The 18890-nt window shown below is 58.0% G+C and carries 15 protein-coding genes; 10 read left to right on the top strand and 5 right to left on the bottom strand.

Annotation, left to right across the window (positions count from 1 at the left end):
• Positions 1-9: 9 nt before the first annotated feature.
• Complete coding sequence (cydC, locus tag AC6CHO_RS00720) at positions 10-3324, top strand: thiol reductant ABC exporter subunit CydC (RefSeq protein WP_498213155.1); 3315 nt, start codon at positions 10-12, stop codon at positions 3322-3324.
• A 70-nt stretch (positions 3325-3394) separates the two neighbouring features.
• Here the strand turns inward: cydC and AC6CHO_RS00715 are convergent, their stop codons facing one another.
• Entirely contained in the window at positions 3395-6019 is a 2625-nt protein-coding gene (locus AC6CHO_RS00715; RefSeq protein WP_498213153.1) for a DNA gyrase/topoisomerase IV subunit A, read from the bottom strand.
• 98 nt (positions 6020-6117) lie between these two features.
• Here AC6CHO_RS00715 and AC6CHO_RS00710 point away from each other — a divergent pair, with 98 nt between their 5' ends.
• The 3 genes from AC6CHO_RS00710 to AC6CHO_RS00700 are packed head-to-tail and all read left to right on the top strand — an operon-like array spanning position 6118 to position 10603.
• The gene (locus tag AC6CHO_RS00710) at positions 6118-8778 is read left to right on the top strand and encodes a bifunctional acetate--CoA ligase family protein/GNAT family N-acetyltransferase (RefSeq protein ID WP_498213152.1); all 2661 of its coding nucleotides are present in this window, start codon (positions 6118-6120) and stop codon (positions 8776-8778) included.
• Positions 8779-8828: 50 nt separating this feature from the next.
• Positions 8829-9416, top strand: a complete 588-nt coding sequence (locus AC6CHO_RS00705; protein ID WP_444663136.1) for a DUF5998 family protein — start codon at positions 8829-8831, stop codon at positions 9414-9416.
• Between the two features lie 2 nt (positions 9417-9418).
• Positions 9419-10603, top strand: coding sequence for an alkaline phosphatase family protein (locus tag AC6CHO_RS00700; protein ID WP_498213151.1), 1185 nt, complete (start codon positions 9419-9421; stop codon positions 10601-10603).
• A gap of 64 nt (positions 10604-10667) precedes the next feature.
• Here AC6CHO_RS00700 and sepH read toward each other — a convergent pair whose 3' ends face one another.
• Positions 10668-11729, bottom strand: coding sequence for a septation protein SepH (gene sepH / locus AC6CHO_RS00695; RefSeq protein WP_444663140.1), 1062 nt, complete (start codon positions 11727-11729; stop codon positions 10668-10670).
• Between the two features lie 261 nt (positions 11730-11990).
• On the opposite strand from sepH, the gene AC6CHO_RS00690 reads away from it, so the two are divergent.
• Entirely contained in the window at positions 11991-12290 is a 300-nt protein-coding gene (locus AC6CHO_RS00690; protein ID WP_444663142.1) for a DUF4193 family protein, read from the top strand.
• 69 nt (positions 12291-12359) lie between these two features.
• Here the strand turns inward: AC6CHO_RS00690 and AC6CHO_RS00685 are convergent, their stop codons facing one another.
• Positions 12360-12893: a DUF3093 domain-containing protein gene (locus tag AC6CHO_RS00685; RefSeq protein WP_498213150.1), complete on the bottom strand. Its 534-nt coding sequence runs from the start codon at positions 12891-12893 to the stop codon at positions 12360-12362.
• A 140-nt stretch (positions 12894-13033) separates the two neighbouring features.
• On the opposite strand from AC6CHO_RS00685, the gene dut reads away from it, so the two are divergent.
• The 4 genes from dut (at position 13034) to AC6CHO_RS00665 (ending at position 15391) form a co-directional block, all read left to right on the top strand.
• Positions 13034-13492, top strand: coding sequence for a dUTP diphosphatase (gene dut / locus AC6CHO_RS00680; protein ID WP_444663146.1), 459 nt, complete (start codon positions 13034-13036; stop codon positions 13490-13492).
• Positions 13493-13530: 38 nt separating this feature from the next.
• Complete coding sequence (locus AC6CHO_RS00675) at positions 13531-14220, top strand: DUF3710 domain-containing protein (RefSeq protein WP_498213149.1); 690 nt, start codon at positions 13531-13533, stop codon at positions 14218-14220.
• A 2-nt stretch (positions 14221-14222) separates the two neighbouring features.
• Positions 14223-14597, top strand: a complete 375-nt coding sequence (locus tag AC6CHO_RS00670) for a hypothetical protein (RefSeq protein WP_444663148.1) — start codon at positions 14223-14225, stop codon at positions 14595-14597.
• A gap of 65 nt (positions 14598-14662) precedes the next feature.
• The gene (locus AC6CHO_RS00665) at positions 14663-15391 is read left to right on the top strand and encodes a DUF3159 domain-containing protein (protein ID WP_498213780.1); all 729 of its coding nucleotides are present in this window, start codon (positions 14663-14665) and stop codon (positions 15389-15391) included.
• Here AC6CHO_RS00665 and AC6CHO_RS00660 read toward each other — a convergent pair.
• Positions 15388-16053, bottom strand: coding sequence for a potassium channel family protein (locus AC6CHO_RS00660; RefSeq protein WP_444663152.1), 666 nt, complete (start codon positions 16051-16053; stop codon positions 15388-15390). The genes AC6CHO_RS00665 and AC6CHO_RS00660 overlap by 4 nt on opposite strands.
• Positions 16054-16066: 13 nt before the next feature.
• Positions 16067-16744: a potassium channel family protein gene (locus AC6CHO_RS00655; RefSeq protein WP_060701928.1), complete on the bottom strand. Its 678-nt coding sequence runs from the start codon at positions 16742-16744 to the stop codon at positions 16067-16069.
• Between the two features lie 145 nt (positions 16745-16889).
• Between AC6CHO_RS00655 and AC6CHO_RS00650 the strand changes: the two genes are divergently transcribed.
• Positions 16890-18884: an APC family permease gene (locus tag AC6CHO_RS00650; RefSeq protein WP_444663154.1), complete on the top strand. Its 1995-nt coding sequence runs from the start codon at positions 16890-16892 to the stop codon at positions 18882-18884.
• Positions 18885-18890 lie beyond the last annotated feature (6 nt).

Raw genomic sequence — 18890 nt, 5'->3', positions numbered from 1 at the left:
AGTCGAGCTATGCCAGCCCCAAGATTCCTTCCAAAAGAACTGATTTCGCCACGCCAATTCGCCGTGTTGACGTGTTTTTCAGTGTTCAAAGTATTGGGGCTGGTGCTTGTCGCGTACTCGTTGGGAACGTGGATTGCCACCATGGCCTCCGGCGCAGAGAGCGATCCCCGGTTATTGATCGTTGCAAGTGCTGGTGCCATACTGCGTGCACTCGCCGCGTGGGGATTAAACGCGGGCGCGAGGCGTATGGGGATGGGAGCCAAGGAACGGATGCGGATGCAGCTGCTGAGGACCGAGGCCTCGCACCCTGTGATTGTTCCGGCAACGCAAAACTCAATCCCTGTGGTAGCCACACTGGCCAGCCATGGAATTGAGAAGCTGGACGATTACTTCACAAAGTTCATTCCAGCTCTCATTGGTGCTGCTGCTGTTCCGCTTTTGCTCGGCATCTACATTCTGCGACTCGACTGGATCAGCGCGGTGATCCTGCTACTGACGATTCCCTTGATTCCGTTGTTCATGGCACTCATTGGAATGCATACGCAAGACACGCTCAAAGAATCGCAATCATCCCTCGACAGGTTGGCGAGCCAGCTCTATGAACTAGCCCAAGGGCTACCTGCGCTCCTAGGCCTGGGCCGGGCACGTCAACAAGGCAACGCCATCGCGCAGGTCGGCGAGAAGAACCGTATTGCCACCATGGCCAACCTCCGGACCGTGTTCATGTCCAGCTTCTGGCTGGAACTTATTTCAACGCTCTCGGTAGCAGTGCTAGCGGTTTTCATCGGAGTGAGACTCGTCAACGGCTCGATGGAACTGTCCGCAGGATTGACCATCCTGATTCTGGCGCCGGAGCTCTTCTCGGCCCTTCGTGAAGTCGGGTCTTCCTATCACGCGGCCGACGACGGCCTGGCAGCCTATCAGCGGTACCAGAATATGACTGCAGCTGCTCCAAGCACTGCCACTATCGGTGCCTCGCCAGCGCGGGCATCGAAGGTTCTGGAAATTGAGAATCTCAGTGTGCGATACGAAGGCAACGAACCAATATGCAAAAACCTGAACCTCAGCCTGGGCGCGGGGGAGCGGAAGATCCTCGCTACGTCGAGCGGTACAGGAAAGACAACTCTGATCACGCTGATCGTGGAAGCAAGCTGCAGCGACAATGCTTTTGATCCAGAACTGGTTCAGGGCACCATTCGAACTTCGGGTTCCATAGCTTTGATCAATCAGCATCCGCGTTTTGATGCGGAGACCGGGGAAGAGCAACTAGCTCAAGACATTCACATACCTAGGCCCGAACTTGTCAGTGAGCTGGCAGAACGCCTGTCGATGGGTCACATGCTTGGGCGCAAAATCGCCGAATACTCGCCCGGCGAACTACGCCGATTAGAAGTACTGCGGGCCGTGGCACGTCTGCACAGCGACCCCCAATGCACCTTGCTCCTGGCTGATGAGCCAACGGCTCACCTTGATGATGATAACGCGTCGGTGGTACGCCAATTGCTCAGCGAAATCCCTGCACGCTGTGCAGTTCTCATTGCAAGCCATGATCCGTTGATCGACAACTCGCAGGGACGTGGAGCCAGTATCACGCCGAACCCGGCATGGTCGGGCCAGGAATCCGATCATCGGGCTAGCGGCGTTCAAGATGCAGTGGCCTCCGCGGCATTGGATCAGAGCCGACAGCGGTTTAACCCTCGACGAGAACTGCTCAGAGACTATAGCAGCGCGCCCAAAGCCGTGGCGTGGGGGACCATCAGTGTCTTGTGTGCCGTCGCCTTGGCGGCATTGAGCGGATGGCTGATTGTTGAAGCCAGCTATCAGCCACCGATCCTCCACTTGAGCGTCGCTTTTGTCATGGTCCGCGCCCTGGGAATCGGCAGAGCAGCTTTCCGCTACTTGGAACAGCTGGCCATTCACGATGCAGTCCTCGAATACGCCGGGAAGCTTCGCGAAAAAATTTGGAACGCCATGGTGGCCGACCCGGCCCGCTGGGGACTTTTTAGCCGGTCGTCTGTCGTATTGCGTTTCTTCCTGGCCGAAGTGGATGAACTGCGTGACCAGCTTGCGCGAGTGGTTTTCCCGCCACTCTCAGCCATTACCCTCTGGGGTGTCGCAACCGTAGCCTTGTTCCTCATCCAGCCGGAATTCGGATGGACAGCAGTCATCGCTGGCATTCTCCTGGCTTTCCCCGTTAGATGGCTGGTCCAGAGAATTGAAGGACAGCATCTGGTACGCCAAATGACCCATCGAATGGCTATGAACCAATCCATTCTGGGAATCTTGCGGCATAAATCAGCATTGCGTATTAACGGTTCCCTCAACGCGGCTCTCGTTTCAGTCGATAGCGCTGAACAGGAAAATACCAAGGACGCGCAACGCCACGCGCTTGGCCAGGGGAGTGCTCCCGCGCTCGCCGTATTGCTCAGCGTGCTGATGGCGATCGTGGTGGCCGCGGTTTCCCAAAGTTCGGCATCGTTGACTGCGTTGGCCGTGCTGCTGAGCCTGGCCTTGGGTGATAGCGCCACCAGCGCCTTGCTGGCGGTCCAGCAAGGGCAAGCCTTGAAACAATTGACCGGGCTTCTGGGGCAACACGGGCTATCCAACCAGGACCAGCAAAGCCGCGAAAACGATCACGCTGCCAGTTTCACCCCCGAGGTTGCAGGATTCGAGCTGGCCGAAGTCAGCCTGGGGTATGGCCATGGACCAAATGTGGTCGACACGCTGACCGCGACCATTCCGCAACGCCGATGGACCTCCATCGTTGGTCCTTCCGGTTCCGGGAAGTCCACTCTTATGACCGCATTGCTTGGTGCCTTGCCGGTGCGCGCTGGCACCTTGAGCCTCATTGACGAACACGGCATGCGCAGTCCGATTCACGGGGCCAAGCTGAACTCGGTGGCCTGGTGCCCACAGGAAGCCCACTTGTTTGATTCGTCGATACGCCGCAACCTGATGCTCGGCGTAGCCGAAGGGGAGCAACGCGAGGATGCGCAACTTGTCGAGGTGCTACAGCAAGTTGGATTGCACTCCTGGTATCAGCAGCAAGCCGAGGGGCTAGAAACAAGGATTGGTTCTGGCGGACATCACCTTTCGGGCGGCCAGCGCTGCAAGATGGCCGTTGCCCGTGCCCTGCTTGGCGGACATCAAGTGGTTCTGCTCGATGAGCCCACAGCGCACTTGGGAGTAGACGAGGCCGCTGAACTGATGGATACGCTGCGCCGTGCACTGCAGGATCGCACGGTCGTGCTCATTACCCACGATGAGCGTTTGGCCGAACAGTGCCATGAACGCATCCAGCTGGAAGCCAAGGTTGCTGCTTGATCCATCTAGAAAGGTGCTGCAACAGATCTCGAATCTGTTGCAGCACCTTTTTCGTCTCGAACCCAGCTGCTTAGAGAATTACTCCACCGTCGTCAAAGGGCAAGGTATCTTCGCCAGGGTTGAACGCCGGGGCTGCCTTCGGATGCTCGTCTTGAACCGCGTTGCCGACTGGTGCATCGGCAGGTGAGTCCGGTGCCTGGGCAGCGGAGGATTCGGCAGCGCTCAAAGTACCGCCGAGGATGTTGACGGTCTGCGCAAGCGGTGCCCCGGATCCATCACGCTTTCCGAACTCTGTCGGCAAGGCCCGAACCACACCGGCACTTGAACTAGCTCGCGCTGGTCCCTGCCCGGCAAAGGCAAGCTGCAGGTGGTCTTCACCCTTGATGAAGCGGTGGGCGCGAACACCGGCCGTGGCACGCCCCTTGGCGGGGAATTCGGCAAACTCGGTGAGTTTCACCGACTGGCCAGAAGTTCCAGGCAAGGTTTGCGAACCCGCTGCGATGGTTGCCACTACGGCATTCTGTGCCGACGGGGGGACGACACCGAAGAAGATAACGTGGTCATCGGCGCTGAGCTTGATTCCGGCCATGCCGCGACCGGTGCGCCCCTGCGGGCGCACAGCAGCGGCGGGGAATCGCAGCAGTTGCGCACCGCGGGTGAGGAAGACCAATTCGTCGTCTTCTCCAGCTACCGCAGCGGCCACCACCGCATCGTCGTCCTTGAGCGTAATGGCCTCGAACTCGTCACGGTTCAACGGGTACTCCGGGGTCACTCGCTTCACGACGCCCTGGCGGGTACCGATTGCCAGGACCTCATTTAATGGAACGAGCGCGATGACCGTTTCATTCTTGGGAAGTCTCAGGAATTCGGCCACCGGAACACCCTGTGCCAGCTGCGGGAATCCGTGGGACTCAGGCAGCACGGGCACATCAATCAAGGAAATGCGCATGATCCTGCCGGTGCTGGTTAGTGCGCCGATTTCGCCACGGGCACTGGAGGCCACCTGGGAGATCAGCACATCGTGCTTAATCCTGGCTGAAGCGAAGTCCAGCTGGGCCCGATCGTGTGTGCGAGCGATCTGGCCGGTGGCTGAGAGCAGCGCCCAGCACGCGCTATCGGAAATCTCCATAGTCAGCTTGACCTGCTTGCCGCTGCCGACCGCTTCCGGCAAGGCGGTGCCCTTGAGCGGAGCGAGCTGCGCGGACTTGAGGAGTTTTGTCCGACGAGGCGTGCCGAAGGTCTCCGCCATGGCTTCCAACTCCTCGGAGACCACAGAACGCAGCAATTGATCGGATTCCAAGATGGCTCGTAGCTTCTCGATTTCCTCGCGCAGCTGCTCTGCTTCGGTTTCCAGCTCAAGCTTTGAATATTTGGTCAGCTGGCGCAGGCGCAGTTCCAGAATATGGTTTGCTTGTGGCTCGCTGAGGTCAAAGACCGTCATCAGCCTTTGGCGTGCTTCATTGGTCTGTTCCGAGGAGCGGATGATGGCGATGACGTCATCAATATCCACGATGGCGATCAGCAAGCCCTCGACCAGATGCAGGCGGTCTTCACGCTTGGCCAAACGGTAAACGGTGCGTCGGCGCACGACATCAAGCCGGTGGTCGACATAGACCGTGAGCAGTTCACGCAATCCCATGGTTCGCGGTTGCCCATTGACCAGGGCAACGTTATTGATGCCGAAGGAATCCTCCATGGGGGTGTACTTGAACAGGCTAGCCAGCACCGCATTGGCGTTGAAGCCATTCTTCAGCTCAATGACCAGCTTCAGCCCGTGGTGGCGATCAGTCAGATCAACAACATCAGAGATGCCGACAATCTTCTTGTTGTTGACGCCGTCCTTGATCTTCTCGATCACCTTTTCAGGCCCTACGCCGTACGGCAGCTCTGTGACCACCAGCGCCGACTTGCGTGCCGAGACTTTTTCCAGCGCTACCGTAGCCCGGGTGCGGAACAGGCCTCGCCCGGTGCGGTACGCATCTTTAACGCCGTCGAGGCCGATGATGCTACCGCCTGACGGCAAGTCAGGACCCGGGATGAACTTCATCAGTTCTTCGACCGTGGCTTCGGGCTCTATGAGCAGATGCCGAGCGGCCGCGATCACCTCGCCGAGGTTATGAGGTGCCATGTTCGTTGCCATGCCCACCGCGATGCCGGTGGTTCCGTTAACCAGGAGGTTGGGGAAAGCCGCCGGGAGCACCTCGGGCTGCATGAACTGGTTGTCGTAGTTCGGAATGAAGTTCACGACGTCTTCATCCAGGTTCGCCGTCATCGCCACAGCGGATGCGGCCAGTCGCGCCTCGGTATAACGTGGCGCCGCAGGTCCATCATCGAGCGAGCCGAAGTTGCCGTGCCCATCAATGAGCGGCAGGCGCAGCGAGAAATCCTGGGCCAGTCGAACCATCGCATCATAGATGGCGGCGTCGCCATGCGGGTGCAGCTTTCCCATGACTTCGCCAACCACGCGGGCGGACTTGACGTGGCCCTTTTCGGGGCGCAGCCCCATTTGGGACATCTGAAAAAGAATTCGACGCTGTACTGGTTTCAGACCGTCACGGGCGTCGGGAAGGGCACGCGAATAGATGACGGAGTAGGCGTACTCCAAGAAGGAGGATTCCATTTCATTGGTGACGTCGATATCGACGATATTTTCAACGAAATCCTCTGGAATCTCTTCAGACTTCTTACGAGCCATTACTCTATTTGTCCTTCATCTGCTGTGGTGCGGCCGGGGCCGTCGATACTTCGTGTTGCGTCTGGGCACATCACCAAGGTCGCGACTATTCTAAGCCTATGGTGGATCGTAAACTTTCGGCGGCATATCCAGCGCATTGGGAAGCAGATGTTGTGCTTCGCGACGGAACAACGGCACATCTGCGGCCCATCACCCCAATGGATGCGCAGGCCCTGCAAGAGATGCACAAGCATCAATCCGAAACCTCGGTCTACCTACGCTATTTTACGTACAAGTCCTCCCTGACCCCTAAAGAGCTCGAACGGTTCACCAACGTCGACCATGTGAATCGAGTCGCCTTCACCGTGGTGCGCGGATCAAGGATTATTGGTGTCGGCCGTTATGACCGGCTCGATGACCCGCAAGAGGCCGAAGTTGCCTTCAACGTCTCCGACGAATATCAGGGGACTGGCATTGGCTCGATCTTGCTGGAGCACTTGGCAGCAGCAGCCCGCGAAAACGGCATCGAGAAATTCTCGGCCGAGGTACTTCCGGAAAACCGCAAGATGCTGACGGTCTTTTCGGATGCAGGTTACGCGGTGGCCAGGCACTTTGAAGACGGGGTGGTGATGCTGGAATTTTCCATCAGCCCCACCGAGAAGTCTCGTGAAGTCACCGAGTCCCGGGAGCACCGAGCGGAAGCGAGCAGCGTTGCAGGCCTATTATCACCACAGTCGATAGCGGTGATCGGTGCAAGCCGCACCTGGGGAAAATTAGGCCATGACGTTTTGGAGAGAATCGTCGAATCCGGTTACACAGGCACCGTCTATGCGGTGAACGATGCTGCTCTTGAAGTTGGAGGGATGGTCGCGTATGGCAGGGTTACCGAACTTCCCGGCCCCGTTGACGTGGCCGTCCTATGCATCCCACGAGAGCGAGTCCTGGAAGCCATCCAAGACTGCGCCAAGCATGGGGTGAAGGCACTGGTCATCATGTCCGCCGGATATGAATCTGCTCAAGGGCTCTCGGCACAACGCGAATTGGTCGCTTTGGCCCGGGCCAACGGCATGCGTGTGCTGGGGCCGGCATCCCTTGGGCTCATCAACACCGATCCCTCGGTCAATCTGCATGTTTCGGGTAGTCCCGGAGTTCCGAGCCGGGGCAATGTGGGTTTTTTCAGCCAATCGGCAGCCATGGGGATGATCCTCCAGGGCATGGGCATTCAACATGGCGTCGGCGTCAGCAGCGCAATTTCAGCTGGCTTGCGCGCCGACGTGTCGGGCAATGACGCCATGCAGTTTTTCGAGGATGATCTGCGTACGGACGTTGTCGCCATGTACTTGGAATCCTTCGGTAATCCACGAAAATTTGCCCGCATTGCACGCAGGCTAGCGCGCCGCAAGCCGGTGGTCGTGGCCAAGACTGATGTCATGGGCCGCCGGCTCCCGCCAGGCCACTCGGTACGTGTCGGGCAAGCGCCAGCAGGCGCGATGAATGCGATCTTGCGCCAATCCGGTGTCATTCGCGTTCGCTCATCGGAAGAATTATTGGATGTGACGTCCTTGCTGTCGGTATTCCCGCCACCCCAGGGGCCAAATGTCGCAATCATTTCGAATTCTTTGACCATCGCCGAAGTTATTTGCGATGTTGCCGAAGACCGGAACCTCAACGCCGCCATTCATGGCGAAGAACTTGATTACAGCATCGGGCAATCACGGGCCATTCCCATGCTCCGGCGGCGGCTCAAAGAGCTCGTTGAGGACTCGGACGTGCATACTGTGCTTCTTGCGCACCTGCCCTATTCCGGACTGGAAACCTCAGCGGTCTTAAAAGTTGCCCGCGAATTCCTTGACCAGCCGAAGCCGATCGTGGCTTTGGTGCCAGGCCTGTCAAGCTCTGAAATTACCGGCGGCGTGAAGCAAGGGGTTCCGCTATACACGTCGCCCACTACGGCCATTGGCGCCTTGGCGAAAGCGTACGGCTATCAGCAATGGCTCGATGTTCCCTACGAACCCATCGAGGATCCTGACGGAATCGATGCCGAAGGGGCGGGCGAATACCTCGCAGAACTAGTGGCTTCGGTTTCAGGCACCAACCTGCTTGAACTTTCCGAAGCCCAAGCGCAAAAGCTGCTGGGGTTCTACGGAATTCAGATCTACGGTTCCCGGGTAGTCAACACGGTTTCAGAAGCCGTTGAAGCAGCGGATGAACTTGGCTGGCCGGTCGCCCTGAAAGCGAACGATCCAGACCTGCGCCAAAGACTGGACCTCGGAGGGGTCCGCTTGAGCATTCCAGATAAGCAGAGCCTGGAGGCAAACTTCACCCATATGAAGCTGCTGATGCGGAACTACGGCGTCGATGCTCTCGAAGTTCAAAGCATGGCGCCGGCCGGGCAAGCCTGTGTAGTGAAAGCGGTCGAGGACCCGTTGCTTGGCCCCGTGATCTCCTTCGGGCTCAGCGGCGATCCCGTGAACCTCTTGGACGATTGGGCCCACGGCGTGGCACCCCTCTCAACACATGATCTGGAACAGCTGATTCGTCGTCCCCGAAGCAGCGTCAGGCTACTGGGATATCAAGGGCTTGCCGCGGTGGATCTGGAGGCATTAAAGGATTTTGTTACCCGCGTATCGCTCTTCAAGGACAATCATCCTGAGGTCACTGTCGCAAAGTTCGCACCAATCTCGGTCTCGGCCAATTCGCTGAGTGTCTTGTCGGTTAATATCCAGATCAGTAACGCTGAGCAACGGACTGACAGCGTGCGCCGAGCATTGCGAAGCTGAGTAGCTGGGCAAAACGTGAATTGGGCGTAGCTACTGAGTAGAATTGGCCTATGAGTTCTCCAACATATTCGACTGCTCCGGGCGCTGAGCTTCTCGACGATCTGGTACGGGCGGGCTTCTACCCGCAGATGGTTCAAGATGTCCTTGCTGAAGCAATGACCGGGCAGCCAGTACGCGACCACTATGTACATCTGGAAACTCATTTCGACCACACCGAAGTGCACCGCCATATTACGGTCATGGTGAAGAGCGAAAAGGTGCTTTTCATTTTGCACGTCGATGACCAGCAGCTTGATGACCATGGCAAGGACGTTATGGCTCAGGTTTCCGTTGAAATGATTGCACTATCACGTATCTCGTCGGTAGCAACGAGCTATGTGTACCACCAGCCACAGCACTATTCATCCGGGGATCCAGTGAAGGAATTGACCTTCGGCATGTCCTGGGGCGGCACCAAGCGCATTGACCTGGCTCCGGCTGCCTGCGGCGATCCCCAGTGCGATGCCGACCACGGGCTCAACGGTACGTCCCAGCCCGAAGACCTGGTTATTCGGGTCAGCGCCGAGGCTGATGGACAGCGTGCTGTCAATAAAGCACGCGAATTTGCGGTGCGGCTGCGATTGGCAACGATCGCTTGAGCATGAACGAGTCGCTGAACGCAGCTGATCTTTCGGTGCCAGCACAAAAAATCCCGGATGCGCCGCAGTATGGCCAAGCGACGCTATCTGAAATTCTTCCCTCGGCTGCAACTGCATTGGGGGTTCCTGGATTCAGCAACGCTCTGGGGCTCCAACCGACTAAGCGCGTTGTGGTGATCATGGTTGATGGCTTGGGGTGGAACCAGCTCAAGAGCCACGTTGGGCATGCACCGTTTTTGCGTTCACTATTTGCCGAAGGCCGCAAGCTTGGAACAGGATTCCCCTCTACCACGGCAACCTCTCTGAGCAGTTTTGCCACCGGCGTTACCCCGGGCGAACACGGAATGCTCGGCTATGACGTGGTGGATCCGGCCCGGCGTCGCGTTGTCAATCAGCTTGGCGGCTGGCCTAGCGACCTCAACCCGGAAGCCTGGCAAACCCGTCCTACGGTTTTCGAAAGGGTGGCGGAGCACGGCATACATGTCGCAACGGTGTCTATCCCAATGTTTGCGAAGTCCGCATTAACCAGGGCATCGCTGCGCGGGCCTAAATTTGTGGCCGCGAATCAGGCGTTGGCACGGGCACGAGCTACGCACACCGTCTTTGAATCCCAGCGCAATGCGCTGGTGTACACGTACTTTAATGAGCTGGACAAGACTGGCCACAAATTCGGCGTCGATTCCAGCCAGTGGCGTGACACTTTGGAAGAGCTTGACTACGTCATCAAGAGCCTCGTGTCACGGTTGCCGGAAGAAACCACGGTGCTGATTACGGGCGACCACGGGATGGTGGATGTTCCAGAATCGCAGCGGATCGACTACAGCCGGTATCCGGAACTGGTTGATGGCGTCGAGTTGACGAGCGGGGAACCGCGTGGAGTCCAGCTGACCTTCGCACCGGGGACAGACGAAGCCAGCAGGCTCAAAGTCAAGCACGCATGGCATAAGGAATTTGGTTCCAAGGCGTGGATCTTGACCCGTCGAGAGGCCGTAGATCGTGGCTATTTTGGGCCAATCACCCCAGAACATGAAGCCAGGCTCGGGGACCTGATGATTCTGGCTGCGGAATCCATTGCTTTTTACGATGGTCGTAGGGTTGCTCCCATGGCCTTTGAAATGGTTGGTCAGCATGGCTCTCTCACGGCGGGGGAGCGATACGTTCCGCTGCTGGTGCATCGAACTAAATAGAAAATGCGATCGGGCAACACCTGAAGGTGTTGCCCGATCGCATTCAAGCACGGCTTGTTCCGGATTAGGAATCCGTATCCTTCTTGCGCTTGCCGAACATGATGTCGTCCCAGCTCGGTACCGATGAGCGCTTCGCCTTGCGCGGCGAGGAATCATCGTTGTTCTGCTCGCCTTGCTTGTCCTCGGCGTCGGAGTCACCTTGATCAGAATCGGTGACGACCACCAACTGCGAGGTCCGCGGCGAGATTCCCTGCGGAAGGTGAGGCAGCGAATCCTCGTCATCAGTGTCGTACTTGCTCATGCCGCGTTCAATGATGTCATTGAAACGGGATTCGCGTTCTGGATCCTGATCCTTTGGCCGCTGGCCTCGACGAGCATTGAGCAGTGTTACCAGCTCTTCAGTTTCGTCAGCTTCAGGGGTGTTGGTCGCAGGCTGCTCTGGCTCCGGCTGGCTTACTGCCGAGATCGGGCGAAAGTATTCCGGCGCGACCTGTTCGCTGAGCGTCTGGGCCCAGCGATTCAGGTTCTTCAACGTTTTGCGTGCCGGGGCAAAGGCCCAGCGGGCGACGTTCCCGGATACCTCAGAGGAGTCAGCTCCCAAGGATTCAACATTTTCAGTGGGCAACGGCGAATCGAATTCAACGGTAATGATCCACTGGCCTTCTGGATCCTTCCACGAGTTCCACCGAGCGGTTTCGCTATCGATGTGCAACTGGTTGAAGCGGTGCACGACCATGGAGCCCAGATCGGCAGGTTCTTCTCCAAAGACTTCGCGATATTCAGCATCGGTTTGAGGACCGGAGACCTCCACACGGCGAGCCAGTTCGGCTATGTGTTCGCGCTCGGCAAGCACCGGACCTTCGTACTTCACGATGTCCTCAACGGGAATGTCCCATTCAAGGGACAGATCGTAGGCAGAAGCACCGGCACGCACGCGGGCCTGAATTTCACGTGGCGAGTGGACCGAGGACTCTTCGCGATTTCTCGGTGCCCGCGAGCGAGCTATTTCTGCCATTGCACTGCGCAGTGCATCATCAACGGGGAGCTCGTAGCTCATCCCGTCGTCACTGCTGACCTGCAGGCTGGAACCATTTTCATGAATTCCTACCAGTCTCAGCTGACGCATTAATACCCTCCACACGCTCTATTTCCTGAGTAAAACTCTGCCACCTCGAAGGCTGAATTCCTACCACCGCCCCGGGTGTGGCGCAAGAATAGTCATCAACTTCACGCCTTATTTCCCGATATCTTCAGCCGGTGGCTGATGTCCTGCCCCATGGGAATGGATTGCCCGGAAGAACGTTATACTTTTAGGCCGGTGTGGATTTTTCACGATGTGAACCTACCGGCTCGATTGAATACCTGCAGGAAAGAGCGAAAAACGATCATGGCAATTGAATCTGCTGCACCAGCCGTTATCTCGGAAGAGGATCGTGCCAAGGAGATCGCTCAGCTTAAAGCGGGCAAGACCGCTGAAATGGCAAACCTGATCGATGAGTCTGAAGCATCGTTGGCCGAAGATTATGTGTTGCCGGGCGGAGAAGCGGCCCAGGAGGAAGCCAGCGTAGAAATTCTTAGCGAACAAGCTGATGAATTCACATGCGCGTCTTGCTTCATGGTGCGGCACCGTACGCAGCTGGTGCGCGAAGAGAGCGGCCAAAAGTTCTGCAGCGAGTGCGAAGGATAAATCCCCAACACTGATCGTTCAGCATTGGGGATCTTCTATGCGGATATTCTTGCTCTGGCAGCCTCGAAATCAGTCTTCAGGAGTCAGCGGAGAGTCTTCCCCGGCTTCGGCTTCTGCCTTGCCTTCTTCGGTGAACTCATACATGACTCCGCCTAGGGAAGCCGCCAATTCTTCGGGGCGGCGGGTGGAAGTAAGCCAGTACGGGGTGGTATCCCGCTCATCTGTAACTTCCATTTTGACCACGCCATCGAGCCATCCACGCAACAACATGTAAGCCAGGCCGTGCAATTTCTGTCCACGCTGCTTGAAGGCTTCTCCACCGCGGTAGCCTACTACTTCGCCGACAAACTGTCGTTCGATGCTGGCACGGCCGACAGTGACTGTCGAATCGGTGACTTCGATGCTCGGCACGCGAACGAGGAAAATGACCACGAGGGCAACGAGCATTGCCGCTCCGATGCCCCAGCCGAGCGGGGCGCTGATCGGCGCAACAGCGATACCGGCGGTCATTGCGATAATGATTGGCCAAATCCAGGTGCTGGCCGAAGGCCAAAGTTTTTCGCTGTACAGGACGCTCGATGCCGCTGGGCTGGTGTTACTCATGATTCCAAGTCTAGGCAATAATTCTTTGAGCCAAGAACGGGGTGCATGTGACAGCCCATTCCTAGCCGCACACGATAGAGTTAACTCAACGAAACTATCGAACGACCACTTCACAAAACTCCCGGGGGATAACCAAACTGATGAGTGAGCCAACAATCTCGATCGCCATCAAGATGCTAGACAGCGAATTGCCAGTGCCTGGTTATGCTCATCCTTCGGACGCTGGCGCTGACTTGCACGCACGCGAAGGACTGGTGCTTCAGCCAGGTGAACGCGCACTGGTTCGCACAGGCATCGCGCTGGCTATTCCCCATGGGTATGTCGGGCTTGTGCACCCGCGCAGCGGGCTGGCTACCAAGCATGGGATAACGGTTGTTAATGCCCCGGGAACTGTTGATGCGGGGTACCGCGGTGAGATCATGGTCACGCTGTTGAATACCGACAAGGCAGAAGCCTTTTCGATCAACCGCGGCGACCGCATTGCCCAGCTCGTAATCCAGAAGGTCGAACAGGCAGTGTTCAGCCAAGTTGATTCCCTCGAGGAGACGGCCCGTGGCGCCGGTGGCTTCGGATCCACCGGTGGATTCAGCGCCAACTAAGCACTGATTGACAATCAGCCAAGTTTTCTAAGGAAACCATGATTTTTAAGCGCAAGAAAACCAAAGAGCAGGAAGCCCCGGTTGAATCGAACGAGGTTTCCGCCAGTTCTGACGAACCAAAAACTGGTCCTTACGACATCAACGATGTAGCGGACACCAATGAATACCTCGACTTCGGTTCGATCCTGATCAAGCCGGTAAGCGGGCTCAAGGTTCGAATGGACGTCGAAGAGTCCAATAAGCGAGTGATCGCGGTTTCGCTGGAAATTGCCGAGTCGCGAGTGCAGCTCATGGCCTTCTCCTCTTCGAAGTCCGAGTCGCTATGGCCGGGCATCAAGGACAAAATCAAGAGCGATATCACCGCGCAAAACGGCGAGATATTCAAGCGCGATGGCGACTATGGCGAAGAGCTGCTGGCCAAGGTTCCTCAGCAGTTGCCAGATGGCCGCGCTGGCCATGTCGCACTGCGTTTCGTGGGAATTGACGGACCTCGCTGGTTCCTTCGTGCAGTCATCGGTGGCAATGCCATTGCCAATGAAGAGGCAGCGGCAACCGTGGATGAGATCTTGCGCGACGTCATCGTCAACCGCGGCGACAAGCCATTGCCTCCCGCAGAATTGCTGCCCTTGAATGTGCCGGCAAATGCTCAGACCCGTCCAGTTCAGGAGGACGCTCAGCCTGAGATCAAGCGTCCCGAGCGCGGACCAGAGATTACCCAGATCGGCTAATCATGTCGTTGAAGGATAAGCCGGTCGCGGCGCATCTGGGCCCATCGGATCCGACAGTGAACTATCAGTGCCTGGATTCGCTGGACCAGTTGCCCGTCAAAGGCAGGGTCAAGCACACCGGGTACGTCCAATCTGTCAGCTACTCCGCGCCCAACGAGGCGCCATTGCTCAAAGCGGTGGTAGTCGACAAGCTTGGCAGCGTTGCGGCTCGACGTGGCACGGTGGCCCATGTGCGTTTGATCTTCATGGGGCAGAAGTCGGTACCGGGTATCAAGCCCGGGGTGAAAGTTACCTATTCTGGGATGGTCGCTCCGGTGGAGCAGATCCCAACGATCTTTAATCCGCGCTATGTAATTGTCCCGGTTCCCCGCGGGTAGCTGGAGACTAATTTCCGCAGTGGCGGGGCAGCCTGTGTGCTGTTTGAAATATGGAAGTGGGCATCATGCACGACGAGGAATCAGGGCGCGACGGCGACCAGCAACCTGAGCCAGAGGCCAAACCGTCTTTTGCCTCGATGATTGGAGCGAATTCCAATATCGCCCAGAACGCGGATGGCGGGATTGATCTGCTGTCGACCGTCGGCGGCGTACGCGGAATCCTTGAAACGGTGCTGCCCGGTTTTATCTTCATCATGGTTTTTGCCTTGAGCAGCAACCTGACCTGGGCACTGATTGCCTCGATCGGCCTTGGCGTGATCTTCATGGTCATCCGCCTGGCCAAGCGCTCCACGTTGATTCAGTCAGCTTCTGGCCTGATCGGAATCTTGATTTGTGCCTTCGCCGCCCGACATACGGGCAACGCGAAAGACTACTACATCCCCGGGTTCTATACTTCCGGCGCCTACCTGCTCGCCCTGATTGTCTCCGTAGTGGTCCGGTGGCCATTGATTGGCCTGCTGTTCGGATTCATCCGCAACGAAGGCGTGGAATGGCGGAATAAGGCCGATCGGCTGCGCCGCTACCAGATCGCGACGTGGATCATCATCGCAGTCTTTGCCTTGCGCCTGGCGGTGCAGCTGCCGATGTACTACACCGATCATGTGGTGGCATTGGGCGTTGCACGGGCCCTGATGGGCGTTCCGCTGTACGCCGCCGGGCTGTGGTTTGCTTGGCTGTTGTCCAAGCCAGCTGAAACCGCAACCGGCGACGCCTCGGGGGCAGTGGCGAACTAGCGGGTGGCTTCGCGCAAGGTCCGGCGCAATAGCGGTTCTGCTTGGGGGGTGGTGATGAAGAAGATTTCATCGCCACCCTCAACTACGTCATCTGCACTTGGCGGGAAGGGCGTCTTGTCGCGGACCACTGCCATGAGCGTGGTGTCCTGCGGCCAGGGAATTCGCCCGATGGTGCGTCCAATGAGCGCGGAGTCGTGGGGTACGGTAAATTCCACCATGTAGACCTCGCCGGTTTTCAATGTCAGCAGGCGCACCAGGTCGCCGACTTCCACGGCTTCTTCAACCAGAGCAGTCATCAAGCGCGGGGTGCTGACGGCAACGTCGACTCCCCAGGCATCGTCGAACATCCATTCATTTTTTGGATTATTCACCCGGCCTACGGTGCGACGGATGCCAAATTCGCTCTTTGCCAACAGCGAGACAACAAGATTGACCTTGTCATCACCGCTGGCGGAGACCACCACATCGTAATCCTCTAGATGCGCTTGCTGCAGAACCGCAAGCTCGCAGGCGTCGCCGATCAGCCATTTCACTCCTTGGAGATCATCGCGCTGCGCCATCTCGGGCTGGATATCGATGAGCAAGACCTCGTGGTCGTTGATCAGCAGTTCGCGGGCGATGGAGGAACCGACCGAACCGGCTCCGGCAATCATGACCTTCATGGGGTCCTCTCAGTCAGTCGTTGGGCAGGGGAGCGGGAGGGCTGGCAAGGATCTTTTCAACGTCCTTGAGCTGGTCTATGCGCATCATGACATGGACCAGATCCCCGCCCTGCAGGCGGGTGCGGTTCTGCGGAATTGTGCCTTCACCAAATCTGGTGAGGTAGGCAACGCGCACGCCAGCGGCGGCTTCCAGATCCTTGACCAGGCGGCCGTACCAGTCCCGGTTCAGCGCTACTTCAGTGAGAACCAAACGTCCCGAAGGCTCCCGGAAGTCCCCGCGCATCGAATAGTCCGGCAGAATTCGGCGCAATACCTGATCGGTGCTCCAGCGCACTGCAGCTACCGTGGGTATGCCCAGGCGCTGGTAGATTTCGGCGCGTCCCGGATCATAAATACGGGCCACCACATGAGGAACGTTATAGGTTTCGCGGGCTACTCGAGTAGCGAGAATGTTGGAATTATCACCGCTGGATACGGCAGCAAACGCATAGGCGCCATCGATTTTGGCCGCTTCCAAGGTGTCGCGGTCAAATCCTCGTCCGGTCACCGTAAGACCGGCGAAGTCCTTGCCCAGACGGCGGAAAGCATGAGGGTCTTGATCGATGATTGCCACCGAATGTCCCGCTGAATCCAGTGTATGGGCTAGCGAAACGCCGACGCGGCCGCACCCCATGATCACAAAATGTGCCACCGAGAACTCCTTGGATTGCTGCTTGCGATGATTAGTCCGGAGCACCGCCTAACGGTGCTCCGAATGCAACAATAGCGCTGTTCGGTCCCAGATTCTTGGCGGCGAACCGCCCGTGTGCCTTGCGCACCTGCGATAACGTTATGACGTGCCTGCATTATTTGATGGTCTCAAGAGGATTTTGGTGGGACGGCCCTTCAGCACCGAACAGCTGAAAAAGAAGCCGTTGCCACCGAATGTTGCGTTGCCGATTTTCTCCTCCAGCGCCCTGTCGTCATTGGCCTATGCGCCAGATGAAATTCTGCTGACCCTGGCCATGGCCGGCATTGCTGCAACGATGCTCTCCCCGGCCGTGGGCGTCGCCGTCTTGGCCGTACTGGTGGTATTGGTGCTTTCCTACCGTCAATCGGTGGTTGAGTATCCTTCTGGCGGCGGCGATTACGAGATCGTCAAAAAGAATCTTGGCGCACGTTCGGGCACTGCTGTAGCTGCCGCCTTGCTCGTTGACTTTGTGCTGACAGTTGCCGTCTCCAGCTCTTCGGCGGCCGCGTATCTCAGCGCAATATTCCCGTTACTGGGTGAGTACAAGGCCTGGGTTGCGGCCGCTCTGGTGGCCTTGCTGGTGGTGGGAAACCTCCGTGGCACCGGCCAGGGGCGGTGGACCCTGGCTATTCCGGTGTATCTCTTTGTTGCCGGGATGCTGTTGCTTATTGCCATTGGCGGCGTAATGGCTCTCACCGGAAACCTCGGCTTGGCGCCCAGCGCAGAATTCACGATCGTCCCCGAAGCAGAATTTTCTACCGGTTTGCAAGGGATGGTGGGCGCACTTCTGATCCTCCGTGCCTTCAGCACCGGATCGGCAGCCTTGACCGGTATCGAAGTGCCGATTTCCAACGTCCAGACACTGGCCAAGCCCCGGGCCAAAAACGCCGGCCGGATCCTGCTGGTACTGGGCTTGCTCTCCGGCGTACTCACGCTTGGCACCCTGATGCTTGCTCGCGCCACCGGCATTAAAGTGGTCGCCGATCCGCACGAATCATTCCTGCTCCACGGCGGACCGATCCCTGAGGGCTTCGTCCAGGTGCCGGTATTGGGGCAATTAGCCCAGGCGGTCTTCGGCGACTACACGCTGGGCCTCATCCTCGTGTCGGTGTTGACTATCGCGGTGCTGCTCTTGGCTGGAAACCAGGCCTTTAATTCATTCCCGTCGCTGGCCAGCCACTTGGCCACCGACGGTTTCCTGCCGCGCCAATTGCGAACCCGCGGCGACCGGCTGGGGTTCTCCAACGGCATCCTGTCCTTGGGCGTGGCCGCCATTGTCCTGGTGCTGCTCTTCCAAGGCGACGTGACCTTGCTCGTGCAGCTCTACGTTGTCGGCGTTTTCGTCTCCTTTACACTCAGCCAGCTGGGCATGCTCAAGCACTGGAAGCGTGTTCTGGTCCCCGTCGCGGACCGGAGGATTCGCGCTGCAAAACAGCGCAAGCGCATGCTGAATCTGGTCGGTTTGATTCTCTCGGCTTTGGTGCTGGTGGTCGTCCTGGCTACCAGGTTCGTGCACGGCGCATGGCTGGCGCTGCTGGGCATTGTGGTGCTGATGCTGGTCATGGATTCCCTGCAACGGCACTATCAGAAGGTCGATGCGGAATTGGCAGTCGACGAGGATTATGCGGCCACCGCCTTGCCTTCGCGAGTGCATGCCCTGGTCTTGGTCTCCACGGTGCGCAAGCCCGTGCTTCGGGCACTGGCCTTCGCCCGCGCTTCCCGGCCTTCGAAGCTGGAGGCAATCATCGTTGACGTGGAGCGCGCGAAGACTGAAAAGACCCTTGAAGACTGGGAGCGTTTGGGCATTCCCGTGCCGATTACGGCCTTGGCTTCGCCCTACCGCGACATCCCCGGTGCGCTGATCGAACATATTCGTTCCATCAAGCGCGAGTCGCCACGCGAACTGATCGTGGTGTACATCCCCGAATACGTGGTCGGGCATTGGTGGGAGCAACTGGTCCACAACCAGACCGCGCTGAGAGTGAAAAATCGCCTGCACTATGAACCAGGGGTGCTCATCGCTTCGGTGCCCTGGCGCTTGCTCAGCGCTTCGCGCGCTGTCGGTGGCGGGGCCACCGAAGAATACTCGGCACACCGCTAACAATGC

Source organism: Glutamicibacter sp. GQ173, assembly GCF_059759215.1.
Note: the sequence above shows the minus strand (reverse complement) of the source record. Positions and strands in the feature narration are given on the sequence as shown.